The sequence below is a fragment of the Paeniglutamicibacter sp. genome, from assembly GCF_046714615.1.
GTDB lineage: Bacteria > Actinomycetota > Actinomycetes > Actinomycetales > Micrococcaceae > Paeniglutamicibacter.
Map to the genome: position 1 here is coordinate 1 of NZ_JBKKAP010000072.1, position 12,618 is coordinate 12,618.

Sequence of the window (12,618 nt, forward strand, 5' to 3'; positions counted from 1 at the left end):
AAAATTGGGGGGGGGGCCCGTGGGGCACGGTCCCTACCTCCCATTTCAGGATGTTTCTGGTTCGGGAGCTGGGTTCCTAGACGCCGAGCCTGTCGGAGTCGAATTTTGGTGCCTTGCCCCGGGCAGCCTTGCTGTGGCGCAGGTGCTGAATACCGGTGATGACCAGGGTAATGAGCAACAGTCCGTACAGCACCATGGTGACCGGGCTGTCGATGAGGATCGACAGGTCGCCTTCCGAGACCGTCAGCGCGCGGCGCAGTTCCGTTTCGGCCAGGGGGCCAAGGATCACCGCGATCAGCACCGGTGCGAGCGGGAACTTGTAGCGGCGCATCATGAAGCCCAACAGGCCCACGGCCAACAGGATCCACAGGTCGATGATCGAGGAACTGATCGCGTAGACGCCAAGTACCGAGAGTACCGCGATGCCCGCATAGAGGTAGTGCCGGGGGATGAGCAGAAGCTTGGCCCAGAGCACTGCGAACTGCATGTTCAGGATCAGCAGGATGACCAAGCCAATGAACAGCGACGCGAGCAAGGTCCAGACCATCGGACCGCTGCGTTCGAACAGCAACGGGCCCGGCTGCATTCCGTACTGCTGGAATGCAGCCAACATGATGGCAGCGGTTGCCGAGGTGGGCAGGCCGAGGGCGAGAAGCGCGCCCATGGCGGTGCCGGCCGTGGCATTCGCCGCGGCTTCCGGGGCTGCGACGCCCCGGATCGACCCGATGGTGCCAAAATCGGTGTCTCCGTTGCGGGCGGCGAGCCTCTTTTCCGTGCCGTAGGCCAGGAACGTGGGTACCTCGGAACCGCCGGCGGGAATGACGCCGAAGGGGACACCGAATGCCGTGCCGCGCAACCAGGCAGGCATGGCCCTGCGGATATCGCGCATCTCCAGCCGCGGCCGGCCCTTGGATTCAACCCGGACGGCCGTCTCGTCGCGGTGGATACGTGAGGCGATATGCAGGACTTCACCCAGTGCCAGCAGCCCAACGGTGATCACGACGATGGACATGCCGTCGAAGAGCTGCGGCATGCCCAGCGTGAAGCGTGCCGTTCCGGACGGGCCGTCCACGCCGACCAGGGCAAGGACCAGACCCAGTCCCAAGGACATCAGGCCCTTGACCACGGAATCGGAGACCACCGAGGAAATCGCGAGGAAAGCGAAGACCGCCAGGGCGAAGTATTCGGCGGGGCCGAATGCCGTTGCCATCTTCACGAGCACCGGGGCGAAGAAGACGACCACGGTCGTCGCAATGAGACCACCGATGAAGGCTCCCATGGCCGCAGTGGCCAGTGCCTTCGCCGCCCTGCCGTCAAGTGCCATGCGGTGGCCCTCGAAGGTGGAGGCGATTGCAGATGAATTGCCTGGCGTATTCAGCAGGATCCCGGAGGTCGAATCCCCGAAGAGGCCGCCGAAGTAGACCCCGGCGAACATGATGAATGCCGCGGTCGGATCAAGCGAAAAGGTAATGGGAAGCAGAAGCGCGACGGCCATTGCCGAACCGAGTCCGGGCAGCACGCCCACAGCCGTTCCGAGGACCGCACCGATCACCACCCACATGAGGTTCATGGGAGTCAGGGCTTGCGCGAAGCCCTCCATGAGCAGGGTTAATGATTCCATGTCAGATCAGTCCTTCCAGGAAGCCGGAGGGCAGGTTGAGGCCGAGTCCGGCATTGAAGGCCAGCTGGATGGCCGAGGAAAACAGGATGGAGACGCTGAGGTCGAACAATGGGCGTCGGCTTCCCAAGGCGCGGCACACGACCCAGAACAGGCCCGCGGCACTCAGTATCCAGCCCAGTATGGGCAGTGCCAGGATGAACGCGGCAACTGCTCCTACGACCATGCCCAGTGTCTTCCAGTCCGAGTAGGCCTTCCGCTTGCCGGTGGCCGAAGGTCGTGTGGTGGGGCCGTAGATGGCTTTGCTCTCGGTGTCGGAGAGGTCGCCGAGCATGTCCGTGGAAAAGTCGGGGTTCTGTCCCTCGCTGTCCGAATGCGGGAAACGCCGCGTGCGGAGGATTTGCACCGTGTGTACGGCCGCCATGAGAAACAGCAACACACAGACGATGGTGGGAAAGAACTGCGGCCCCGGAACGCTTGTGCCCATCACATGCATGGTCGCAGTCCCGTAGGAGAGGAAGCCGGCCAGCATGAAGACCAGTGCCGGGACGATCAGCTCGCTGCGTCCCGACCAGAAGCCGGTGATGCGTACCGGGTAGTCATCTGCCGTCCGCACGGTTGCGGAGGATTCGTCGATCGTTTTCACAGTCCCAGCCCTTCCACGATGTCCTTGGTCACTGCGACCTCGGAGTCAATGAATTCCTCAAATTCCTCACCGGTCATGAAGCTGTCCGTCCAGCTGTTGCGTTCCAGCGCTCCCTGCCAGTGTTCGGTCTGGCGGTATTCGGAAACGATGTCCACGAATTCCTGTTTTTGCTCCTCGGTGATGCCCGGAGCCGCGGCGACGCCGCGCCAATTGGCCATCGAGGCGTCGACGCCCTGTTCCTTGAAGGTGGGGATATCGACCCCGGGGAGACGCTCTTCCGAGGAAATCGCCAAGGCGCGCAAGCTGCCGGATTCGATTTGATCGGCTACCTCGTTGTAGCCCGACATTCCCCCGACAGTCGTTCCGGAGAGCATCGAGGTAAGCGCCTCGCCGCCGCCGGAGTAGGCGATGTAGTTGGTCTTGATCGGATCGATGCCGATCTTCTGTGCCACCAAGCCGGTCAGCAGATGGTCGATGGACCCCAACGAGCCGCCAGAGATCGAGGTCCCGCCGGGGTTGTCCTTCCATCGCTTGGTGAAGTCGGCCAGGGTCTGGAATTCAGACTTGGCGGGAACCACCAGCACCGCGTAGTCATCGGCCAGCCGGGCAATGGGAACGATGTCGTCGAAGGTCGTCTCGGAATCGGAGAGCTCAATGGCACCGACCATGACGCCGCCGGTGACCATCAACATGTCGTGGCGGCCTTCCATCTGGACGAATTGGCTCAATCCGATGGTTCCGCCGGCGCCTGGCACGTTGACGACCTGGGCGTTGTTGACGACACCACCGGACTTCATGGCCTGCTGCGACTCGCGGGCGAAACCGTCCCAACCGCCGCCGGGTGCTGCCGGAGCCATGAGGACGAGCTTTGACCGTGCGGTCGACTCACCCCCGCTTGCTGCCGCATTGACCAGTGCCAGACCTGCCACGACGGCGACAACGGTGCCGTATAGGGTCTTCTTGATTATGCTCTTGCTCATTTTCATCCGTAATCTCATGGGTGGTGGACCGGGTGTCATTGGCAGGTCCCTCGACCACAAAGGTGCCAGAGGAGTGACGTAAAGCACAGCGACAATGTGCTTTAGTTCATAAGAACAGTAAAGAAAACAAAGTCAACGAGAAATCGAAGGGGCCTGAATCGACGTGCTTTCCCTGTCAAAACACCGCCGTCGGGCACAGCTGCTGGCATTGCAGCTGGGAATCGTGCTGGGACTGATGAGCGCGGTGTCCGTGGTGATCCTGGTCTTCGAAGACCACCGAACCCAGGAGGTCGCCTTCGATCGAGTCCATACGGTGGCCGTGCAAATCGCCGCCCAGGATGCGGTTCAATCGCATCTGGGCAGTCCCGGGGCCACGGAGGTGATCGCACCGATTGCCGATCTCGCGACATCGGTTTCCGGTGTCCAATATGTGACGGTGGCTGACCTGGCCGGGATCAGGGTCGCGCACCCGGATCCGGAGCGTATCGGGGAGCAGGTGTCATCGGATCACGACCCCGTGCGTGCGGGGGAATCGTTCCGCGGCACGGAGGTTGGGCCACAAGGTGTGACGCTGCGGGCGAAGGAGCCGGTGTGGTTCGACGGGAAAATCGTTGGGACCGTCTCCGTGGGGATCCTGCAGAGCGAGATCCGCGGGGAATTGCTGGAAATCGTCGGGGATGTCGCCCCCTGGATCCTGGGTGCTGCGGCGCTGGGAACTGTCGCCTCCGCGCTGACCGCGCGCATGGTCCGCCGGCGGATCTATGGGGTGGAGCCCGAGGCCGTCGCGGGCTTGCTGCAGTCGCAACAGGCGTTGCTGTTCAGTGTGCACGATGGTGTTCTGGGTGTTGATTCCGAGGGCCGGCTGACCCTGGTCAACGACGAGGCGCGGCGTTTGCTGGGGCTTCAGGGCGAGGTTGTGGGTGCCCGGGCCGCAGACATGCTCGATCCAACCGTCCACGCCCAACTCAGCAGCGAAGCGCCGGAAGCCGAGGAGACCCGGTACGTCCTGGCGGGGGAACGCATCCTGGTGGCAACCCGTCGCGAGGCGCTGGCCAACGGCAAGTCGCTGGGTCGGACATTGACCCTGCAGGATCGAACCGAATTGGAAGCCACATTGCGTGAATTGAAGGGGCAGCGAAGCCTCGCCGACGCCTTGAGCTCGCAGGCCCACGAATTCGCAAACAGGTTGCATGTTCTTTCGGGCTACCTGTCATTTGGCGAGCCGGGGGAGGCCGCGGAATACCTGGAGCGAATCAGCGGAGCCGCCCGTGGCATCGACTCGGGGGTTCTGAAGGATCCCGCGCTCTCGGGTCTTGTCGGCGCCAATGCGGCTGGTGCCCGTGAAGCCGGGGTGCGGCTGCTGGTGGATCCGGAGTCCGGGACCGAGCCGGCCTGGCGCGCCGACGAGGACACCCTGACAGTGGTGGGGAACCTGCTGAGCAACGCGATCGAGGCCGCCGGCGATGGGGGAGCGGTGCGGCTGCTGGTGAGTGTCGGGCCGGACCGGGTGAGTATTTGTGTCGAAGACAGCGGGCCGGGCATTGCGTTGGATGACGTTGATGAGATCTTTCGTCGCGGGGTGAGCAGCAAGGCCGGTGCCGGTGCTGGCCGCGGCATTGGGCTGGCACTCGTCGACCGGGTCATCCGGCGCCGTGCAGGTACGGTGTCCGTGGCCACCGGTGACCTGGGCGGGGCCAAGATTACCGTGGAATGGAACTGGTCGGCAGCTAGCATGCGGCCGGGTAATCGAGCGGAGGAACAGGCATGATCAGGACACTGATAGTCGACGACGATCCGGATATTGCGCGCCTCCACTCCCGCTATGTGGGCGCGTTGGAGGGATTTGAGGTGGCGGGCGTGCTGGAACGCGGCGGACCGGTCCTGGCATTCCTTGAGGAAGGCCAGGTCGACCTGATCCTGCTCGATGTGCACCTACCCGACATGGACGGCCTGCAGGTGCTGGAAGATCTGCGTGGCAGCGGGTACGACACGGGCGTCATCATGATCACCGCCGCCAGTGAGCGCGATACCGTGCGCTTCGCTGTCGGCCGCGGCGTCGACGACTACCTGGTCAAGCCCTTCACCGTGACCGACTTCAACCGCCGACTCGAAGCATTTCGAACCTCCAGGGCCGAGGCTGCGGAGCAGACCGGGCCGACGCTTGATCAGGGAGATATTGACTCCATGCTCCGCGCAGGGGGCCCGGACAGGCGCCCGGACGATCGAAGGTCGGAAACTGCTGCCCGACCGGACGCGCCGTTGCCCAAGGGGTTCTCTCAACCGACGGTCCAGTTGGTGGGCGAAGCGCTGCGCGAGGCGTCGAGGGCTGGCGGCGCCGGGGACCTGTCAGCCAGCGAGGTCTCCGAAGGCTGTGGAATCTCGCGGGTGAGTGCCCGAAGATACCTGGAGATGATGGCAGGACGCGGCCTCGCGGAATTGCGGCCCAAGTACGGGGCTCCGGGCCGCCCGGAACACCGCTACCGCTGGGTGGGGGAGTAGTGGCGGCCCTCGGGGTCTGATGCGCCGTGAAGGGCGACCACTGGCGCACTTTGTATATTTATGTATACACTCGTATCCAGAGGGCTCCGGATGGGGTCCAAGATAGGGAGATGCGAGATGGGCAGCACAGCAAACGAAGTAGGCGCAGCAACTGTGGCCGATGTGATTGTCGTTGGTGGTGGCAACGCGGCCTTCACCGCCGCCCACGCCGCAGCCGAACGTGGACGCTCGGTGCTTTTGTTGGAGAAAGCACCTCGCGAGCTCTTTGGCGGGAACAGCTACTACACCGCTGGTGCCACTCGCATCGCCCACAACGGCCTCGAAGACCTGAGCGACTTCATCGAATTTGATGACCGTCACTCCGTCTCCGAGGTCCCGCCGTACTCCGCCGCCGAGTACGCAGCCGATCTGGCAAAGGTCACCGAGGGACGCAATGATCCCGAGCTGACCGAGGTTCTGGTCAATGAGGCAGCACCGGGATTGCGCTGGCTCCAGGAACTGGGCCTGAAGTACCGACTGATGTACGAGCGCCAGGCCTACGAGCGCGAAGACGGCGGCTACCTCTTCTGGGGCGGCCTGCACGTCGGAAACGTCGGCGGCGGCGAGGGTCTGATGGCCGACCACGTTGCCGTCGCTGCGAAGCTTGGCACCGAGGTCCGCTACGGACAAGATGTCTTTGACCTCATTCTTGAGGACGGCGCCGTCAAGGGCGTCAAGGTCCGCGGTGAAGACGGCAGCGTGCAGGAGCTGCGCGCAGAATCTGTGATCCTGGCTGCGGGCGGCTTCGAATCGAACCCTGAACTGCGCCGGGAGCACCTGGGTGAGGGCTGGGAAAACGCCAAGGTACGCGGCACCGCCTTCAATAATGGCGACATGATCACCGCCGGCCTGGCCGCCGGCGCGGTCAAGGGCGGGGACTGGGGAACGTGCCACTCGGTGCAGTGGGATGCCTTCACCGCGCAGAACGAGTCCAACCGTGAGCTGACCAACCGGCTGACCCGTCAGAGCTACCCCTTGGGCATCATCGTGAACAACCGCGGCGAGCGCTTCCTGGACGAGGGCGCGGATTTCCGCAACCTCACCTACGCCAAGTACGGACGGGTCATCCTGCAGCAGCCGGATTCGGTCGCGTACCAGGTCTTCGATGCGTCCCTGCGTCCGATGCTGCGCAGCGAGGAATACGAGATGCCTGGAATCTCCGAGGTTATCGCCGACTCCGTCGAGGAACTGGCACAAAAGCTGGGCGTGGACGCCACGGCACTGTCCAAGACCGTCAGCGAGTTCAACGCCTCGATCGACACCTCGATCGCCTACGACCCGAACGTGTTGGACGGGCGGGCCGCCAAGGTCACGCCGCCCAAGAGCAACTGGGCCAACCCGCTGGAGACCGGTCCGTTTTACGCCTACCCGGTCACCTGTGGAATCACCTTCACCTTCGGTGGACTGAAATCCGATACCCACGGCCGCGTGCTGGACGAGACGGGATCGCATTTGGAAGGCCTCTACGTGTGTGGCGAAATGCTCGGCGGCCTGTTCTCCGCGAACTACCCGGGTGGTTCCGGACTTGCGGCAGGAGTCGTGTTCGGGCGGCGTGCCGGTACGCTGGCTTAGGCAGGAAATTACGACGGAGCCCCCCGGAGCGGGGGCGGAGGTGGGTTGAGATGGCGGCAAAGGTTGATTCGGAGACGATCCATGCCGAACTGCGTGCCGAAATATTGCATGGCTCCCACCGACCGGGCACCGCGTTCAAGGAAGTGGCCCTCGCCGGCCGCTTCGGCGTCTCCCGCACCCCGGTGCGCGAGGCCTTAGGCAGGCTGGCGCAGGAGGGGCTGCTCGAACGCGGGGCCCGGGGGCTCCAGGTGCGGGACATTACCCCGGAACAGCTCATGCAGGTCTATGACCTGAGGGTGCTGTTGGAGGGGCAGGCCGCGCTGGAGGCGGCTGCCGCACGGACCGAAATGGACATCATTCGGCTCGAGGGCCTGGTCGAGCGCGATCGTGCATTGCCGGATCCGGATGATCAGACACGCCTGCGGACCAACATCGATTTTCATTCAGCACTCTGGAGTGCTGCGCACAATCCGATTCTGAAGGATCTGCTGGACCGCCTAGCCACACACCAGATCCATGCGCCGTCCTCGACGCTATCGATCGGCTCCAGGTGGGGCGAGTCGCTGGACGAGCATGCCGAAATGGTGCGGGCGATCCGCGGCCGTGACGGTTCCGGCGCGCAGGAGACCATGCGTCGGCACATGATCGAGGCGCGGAGGATCCGGCTGTCGCTTTTTGGGCAGATCGGTCTGCCCAACGGCTAAGCGGCGAGAACGCCTTGAAGGCCGCCCGCCCGCACCACGACAGACCGGCCCCGGGCGAGTGCAAAAGCGCTTGCCCGGGGCCAATGTCTTGGTTCGGCGAACGGTGGTGCTAGCGGGCCGACCAGCCGCCGTCCATCGTGTAGCTGGCACCTGTCACCATGGACGCCTCGTCACTGGCCAGCCAGGTAACCAGCGAGGCCACTTCCTCCGGCTCGATCAGGCGCTTGATGGCGCTTTCGGTCAGCATGATCTTGGCCAGCACCTCTGCCTCGGGGATGCCGTGGACCCGGGCCTGGTCCGCCAGCTGCTTCTCCACCAGCGGGGTCCGCACGTAGCCGGGGTTGACGCAATTGCTGGTCACCCCGAACTCGCCGCCTTCAAGAGCTGTGACCTTGGACAGGCCCTCGAGCCCGTGCTTGGCGGTCACGTAGGCAGCCTTGAAGGGCGAGGCGCGCAGTCCGTGCACCGAGGAGACGTTGATGATCCGGCCGAATCCCTGCGCGTACATCTTGGGCAGCGCCGCACGGATCAGCAGGAACGGGACCTCCAGCATGAGGGTCAGGATCCGGCGGAAGTCCGCCGGGTCAAAGTCCTGGATCGGGCTCACGTGCTGGATCCCGGCATTGTTGACCAGGATGTCCACCCCGTCCAGCGCTTCTGCCAGACGCTTCTCGGTCACGGCGGCCGGATCCAGCAGATCCACTACCCAGCTTGAGCCGCCGACTTCCGTTGCCACCGCCTCGGAACCTGCCCGGTCCTTGTCCGCGACGATGACGTGGGCGCCGCGGGCGGCCAGGGCACGCACCGCGGCCAAGCCGATGCCGCTGGCGCCGCCGGTGACCAGCGCCCGCCTGCCCGACAGCGGCTGCAGGGCCGACCGGTTCATTCGTTCGGTTTCCTGGTTGGTCATGAATCTTCCCTTATGTAGAGCGTGTTGGTGCTGGTTGCGGGCGTGGGGGCTTTCAGTTGCGGACCCGGGCGGTGTTCAGGCCGTGCTTGCGGGCATCGGCGTCGTCGATGTCGTGCAGGGAGGCTCCGCGGGTTTCCTTCAGCGTGATCACCGCGAAGGCGGTGATGGCACAGGCGACCGCCACATAGAGGGCCACCGGCAGCCAAGAGCCGGAATCCTTCAGCAATGCTGTAGCGATGATCGGTGCCATCGAACCTGCCACGATCGAGGTGACCTGGTAGCCCAGGGAGACACCGGAGTAGCGCATGCGGGTGGGGAACATTTCGGCCATGATGGCCGGCTGGCCCGCGTACATCAGCGCGTGGAAGCACAGGCCGATGGTGACGGCAATGATGATCATGAGCGGGTTTTTGGTGTCGAACATCGGGAAGGCGAAGAACGCCCAGCTGGCTCCCAGCACCGCGCCGGCGAGGTAAACAGGCTTGCGGCCGAAGGCATCCGAGAGCCGGCCGACCTGCGGGATCACGATGAAGTGGATGACGTGGGCCACCAGGAGGGCCAGCAGCAGCTGGCTCGTGTCGTAGGCGTGCACGGTCTTGAGATACACGATGGTGAAGCTGACAATGATGTAGTAGAGGATGTTCTCGGCAAAGCGCAGGCCCATGGCGCCGAAGATGCCCTTGGGGTACTTCCGCACCACCTCCATCACTCCGTAGCTGACGGCCTTGTCGGCCTCCACCTGGGCGCGGGCCTCAAGGAAGATCGGCGCCTCGGAAACGTGGGTGCGGATGTAGTAGCCGATGATGACGATGAACGCGGACACCCAGAAGGCCACGCGCCAACCCCAGCTCAGGAACTGGTCGGCGGGGAGGATCCAGCTCATGCCCAGTAGCACCAGGGTGGCCAGCAGGTTGCCCACCGGAACGGCGGCCTGGGGCCAGCTGGACCAGAAACCGCGCGATGCGTTCGGGCTGTGCTCGGCCACCAGCAGAACGGCTCCGCCCCACTCGCCGCCCACGGCGAAGCCCTGGACGAAGCGCAGGATCACCAGCAGCGCCGGCGCCCAGTAGCCAATGGAGTTGAAGCCGGGCAGGCATCCCATCAGGAAGGTTGCCACGCCGACCATGATGATGGTGACCTGGAGCGTGTGCTTGCGGCCGAGCTTGTCGCCGATCTGGCCGAACACGATGCCGCCGAGCGGACGGGCGATGAAGCCCACCGCGTAGGTCAGGAACGCGGCGATGATGCCGTCCAGCTCCGTGTTGGCGTTGGGGAAGAAGAACTTGCCGAAGACCAGTGAGGCGGCGGTGGCGTAGAGGAAGAACTCGTACCATTCCACCACCGTGCCCACCATCGAGGCTGCAACAATCTTTTTCAGTCCCGATGTCTCCGTCTCCGGGACGACCGTCTGCTTGTTGACGCTCATCAAGGCACTCCTTTGTTCTGCAGATGTCAGCGTTGACATCGGCGTTGCGGGGGTCCTGTGATCCATCGCACAGGAAGGCTCCACCCAGTATGGACACGACTGGCGGTGTGCAACAATGACCAGTTGCGCAGAGATCGGGTGCACAATTGCAGATATGAACCTCCAGGCCCTCGGCGGCGCCGCCCCAAACCCTGACCATCTGTTGGTCCTGCTCGCGGTGGCGCGCACCGGAAGATTCACCACGGCGGCCGAGAGCCTGGAGTTGAACCACACCACCGTTTCGCGCCGGATCGCCGCGTTGGAGAAAAGCCTCGGCGGCCGGACGCTGGCCCGCACCGTGGGCGGGTGGGAGCTGACGGACCTGGGCCGCCGGGCGGTGCGGGCAGCCGAGGACGTGGAAACCGCGGTGGCCACCATCCATGAAGGCGAGGAAGAGGCGGACCAGATTTCCGGCGTCGTGCGCCTGTCCGCCACGGACGGGTTCAGCGCGTTCATCATCGCGCCGGCAGTTGCACAGCTGCGACGGAAACACCCGAACCTCAGCGTGGAGATCGTCAACGTCACCCGCCGGGCGCTGCAGCACCGCTCCGGGCTGGACCTGGAAGTGGTGGTCGGCGAGCCCCAGGTGCACCGGGCGGAGGCGATCCGGCTCGGGGACTACACGCTGGGGATGTACGCCTCGCGCCGCTACCTGGAAGAATTCGGCACGCCCGCCGGCATCAAGGAACTGAGCGAACACCGGCTGGTGTACTTCGTCGATTCGATGCTGCAGGTCGACGACCTGGACGCCCCGCGGCGGTTGGTTCCCGGGATGCTTGATTCGCTCAGTTCCACCAACGTTTTCGTCCATGTCGAGGCCACGCGTGCCGGCGCCGGGATCGGCTTCCTGCCCTGCTTCATGGCCGGCCGCCACCTGGACCTGGTGCGGTTGTTGCCCGAGGACTTCGCCGAACGCCTCCCTTACTGGATGGTGCTGCGACCGGACTCGCTGCGCCAGCCCGCCGTCGCTGCAGTGGCCGAAGCGCTGCGCCGCCGGACTGCAGCCGTCGAGGGCGCGCTGTTGGGCACCGAACCGCTGGATTACTGACAACCACGGCGGTGCTCGTGATCCGGTGAAGCCGGGCAGCAGCCAGGGAGCTGCCCGCGGAAGGTCAAGCCAGCAAATTGATAGGTGTTCCTGCCAACCAGGCCGCAATGTCCTGAACCGCGCCGGCGTAGAAGGTCCCGAACTGTTCCTCGGTCACATAGCCCAGATGCGGCGTGGCGATCACGCCGGGTGTTTGCAACAGGTGGTGGTTCGCCGGCAACGGTTCGACATCGAACACGTCCAGGGCCGCCAGCGCCGGTGCACCTGCGCCAAGGGCATCCACCAGGGCGTCCTCGTCGATGATGGCGCTGCGCGAGGTGTTGACCAGGATGGAGCCGGGTTTCATCACTCCCAGTTCCCTGGCACCGACAGCCTGGGCGGTGCGCTCCGAGAGTTTCAAGTGGATGGTGAGCACATCGCTGCGGGCAAAGAGTTCCTCCTTGGTCACCAACTCGGCCCCGACCTCGGCGGCACGCTCGGCGGTCAGGTTCTGGCTGTGGGCGATGACGTCCATCCCGAATGCCTGCCCGATTCGGGCAACCTGGCTGCCCACCTTGCCCAAACCGAAAACCCCGAGGGTACATCCGGACAGCCCGGTGCCCAGGGTCTGCTGCCACGGCTGCTCGATGGCACGCGGCCGGGAAGCGGAGAACAGCTCCACATCCAAGCGGCGGGCGGCCGCCAGGATCAATGCCCAGGTGTGTTCAGCGGTGGCCGCCAGGCTGCCGAACGTCCCGCACACCGTGATTCCCAGCTCCCGCGCCGCGTCCAGGTCGATCGAGGCGTTGCGCATGCCTGTGGTGACCAGCAGCTTGAGCTTGGGCAGCTTGCGCAACCGTTCGGCGGTGAAGGGCGTGCGTTCGCGCATTGCCACAACCACGTCGAAATCCTGCAGGGCTTGGCAGACCGCATCGTCGGCGTGACCGAGGAAACCGGAGAAGAAGACGGTCTCGCCGGGCAGCGAGTCCCAGTCGGCCAGGGAACGGGCAACGTTTTGGTAGTCATCAAGGATCGCAATGCGCATGGCTTCATCATAGGAGTGAAGCCCCGCGTACGGTGGAGACCAAGCAGCCATATGACGGCTGGTGGGGCCCACACAGGGAGGAATGGTCATGGAATTGGTGGAGTCTTTGCTCG

11 protein-coding genes are annotated in these 12,618 nt (G+C 64.5%); 5 read left to right on the plus strand and 6 right to left on the minus strand.

Translation table 11 applies throughout. From position 1 onward, the window contains the following. Positions 1–76 precede the first annotated feature (76 nt). The 3 genes from ACLQ7E_RS07705 to ACLQ7E_RS07715 are packed head-to-tail and all read right to left on the minus strand — an operon-like array spanning position 77 to position 3,244. Positions 77–1,621 carry a tripartite tricarboxylate transporter permease gene (locus ACLQ7E_RS07705; protein ID WP_411731989.1) on the minus strand — a complete coding sequence of 515 codons (1,545 nt, stop codon included), beginning with the start codon at positions 1,619–1,621 and terminating at the stop codon, positions 77–79. Position 1,622: 1 nt separating this feature from the next. Then, positions 1,623–2,264 carry a tripartite tricarboxylate transporter TctB family protein gene (locus ACLQ7E_RS07710; RefSeq protein ID WP_411731990.1) on the minus strand — a complete coding sequence of 214 codons (642 nt, stop codon included), beginning with the start codon at positions 2,262–2,264 and terminating at the stop codon, positions 1,623–1,625. After that, positions 2,261–3,244 carry a Bug family tripartite tricarboxylate transporter substrate binding protein gene (locus ACLQ7E_RS07715; protein WP_411731991.1) on the minus strand — a complete coding sequence of 328 codons (984 nt, stop codon included), beginning with the start codon at positions 3,242–3,244 and terminating at the stop codon, positions 2,261–2,263. The genes ACLQ7E_RS07710 and ACLQ7E_RS07715 overlap by 4 nt, the downstream gene beginning before the upstream one ends. A 163-nt stretch (positions 3,245–3,407) precedes the next feature. On the opposite strand from ACLQ7E_RS07715, the gene ACLQ7E_RS07720 reads away from it, so the two are divergent. The 4 genes from ACLQ7E_RS07720 to ACLQ7E_RS07735 all read left to right on the plus strand — a co-directional run bounded on the left by ACLQ7E_RS07720 (position 3,408) and on the right by ACLQ7E_RS07735 (position 8,058). Next, positions 3,408–5,012, plus strand: a complete 1,605-nt coding sequence (locus ACLQ7E_RS07720; protein WP_411731992.1) for an ATP-binding protein — start codon at positions 3,408–3,410, stop codon at positions 5,010–5,012. Further along, on the plus strand, positions 5,009–5,743 hold the full coding sequence (locus ACLQ7E_RS07725) for a response regulator (RefSeq protein ID WP_411731993.1): 735 nt from the start codon (positions 5,009–5,011) through the stop codon (positions 5,741–5,743). The genes ACLQ7E_RS07720 and ACLQ7E_RS07725 overlap by 4 nt, the downstream gene beginning before the upstream one ends. 117 nt (positions 5,744–5,860) lie before the next feature. Then, the gene (gene tcuA, locus ACLQ7E_RS07730; protein ID WP_411731994.1) at positions 5,861–7,354 is read left to right on the plus strand and encodes an FAD-dependent tricarballylate dehydrogenase TcuA; all 1,494 of its coding nucleotides are present in this window, start codon (positions 5,861–5,863) and stop codon (positions 7,352–7,354) included. A 50-nt stretch (positions 7,355–7,404) separates the two neighbouring features. Then, on the plus strand, positions 7,405–8,058 hold the full coding sequence (locus tag ACLQ7E_RS07735) for a GntR family transcriptional regulator (RefSeq protein ID WP_411731995.1): 654 nt from the start codon (positions 7,405–7,407) through the stop codon (positions 8,056–8,058). Positions 8,059–8,167: 109 nt separating this feature from the next. Here the strand turns inward: ACLQ7E_RS07735 and ACLQ7E_RS07740 are convergent, their stop codons facing one another. Next, positions 8,168–8,968 (minus strand): 3-hydroxybutyrate dehydrogenase, encoded by an 801-nt coding sequence (locus ACLQ7E_RS07740; protein ID WP_411731996.1) that lies wholly within the window; start codon positions 8,966–8,968, stop codon positions 8,168–8,170. 52 nt (positions 8,969–9,020) lie between these two features. Beyond that, positions 9,021–10,394 (minus strand): MFS transporter, encoded by a 1,374-nt coding sequence (locus tag ACLQ7E_RS07745; protein WP_411731997.1) that lies wholly within the window; start codon positions 10,392–10,394, stop codon positions 9,021–9,023. 154 nt (positions 10,395–10,548) lie between these two features. Between ACLQ7E_RS07745 and ACLQ7E_RS07750 the strand changes: the two genes are divergently transcribed. Next, entirely contained in the window at positions 10,549–11,481 is a 933-nt protein-coding gene (locus ACLQ7E_RS07750) for a LysR family transcriptional regulator (protein ID WP_411731998.1), read from the plus strand. A 64-nt stretch (positions 11,482–11,545) separates the two neighbouring features. Here the strand turns inward: ACLQ7E_RS07750 and ACLQ7E_RS07755 are convergent, their stop codons facing one another. Continuing rightward, positions 11,546–12,505 carry a D-2-hydroxyacid dehydrogenase family protein gene (locus tag ACLQ7E_RS07755; RefSeq protein WP_411731999.1) on the minus strand — a complete coding sequence of 320 codons (960 nt, stop codon included), beginning with the start codon at positions 12,503–12,505 and terminating at the stop codon, positions 11,546–11,548. Between the last annotated feature and the right edge of the window lie 113 nt (positions 12,506–12,618).

Bases quoted from the DNA above. Each gene is read 5' to 3' on its own strand.
- ACLQ7E_RS07705 (WP_411731989.1), bottom strand. From the start codon at position 1,621: ATGGAATCATTAACCCTGCTCATGGAGGGCTTCGCGCAAGCCCTGACT.
- ACLQ7E_RS07715 (WP_411731991.1), bottom strand. From the start codon at position 3,244: ATGAGCAAGAGCATAATCAAGAAGACCCTATACGGCACCGTTGTCGCC.
- ACLQ7E_RS07725 (WP_411731993.1), top strand. From the start codon at position 5,009: ATGATCAGGACACTGATAGTCGACGACGATCCGGATATTGCGCGCCTC.
- tcuA (WP_411731994.1), top strand. From the start codon at position 5,861: ATGGGCAGCACAGCAAACGAAGTAGGCGCAGCAACTGTGGCCGATGTG.
- ACLQ7E_RS07735 (WP_411731995.1), top strand. From the start codon at position 7,405: ATGGCGGCAAAGGTTGATTCGGAGACGATCCATGCCGAACTGCGTGCC.
- ACLQ7E_RS07740 (WP_411731996.1), bottom strand. From the start codon at position 8,968: ATGACCAACCAGGAAACCGAACGAATGAACCGGTCGGCCCTGCAGCCG.
- ACLQ7E_RS07745 (WP_411731997.1), bottom strand. From the start codon at position 10,394: ATGAGCGTCAACAAGCAGACGGTCGTCCCGGAGACGGAGACATCGGGA.
- ACLQ7E_RS07750 (WP_411731998.1), top strand. From the start codon at position 10,549: ATGAACCTCCAGGCCCTCGGCGGCGCCGCCCCAAACCCTGACCATCTG.
- ACLQ7E_RS07755 (WP_411731999.1), bottom strand. From the start codon at position 12,505: ATGCGCATTGCGATCCTTGATGACTACCAAAACGTTGCCCGTTCCCTG.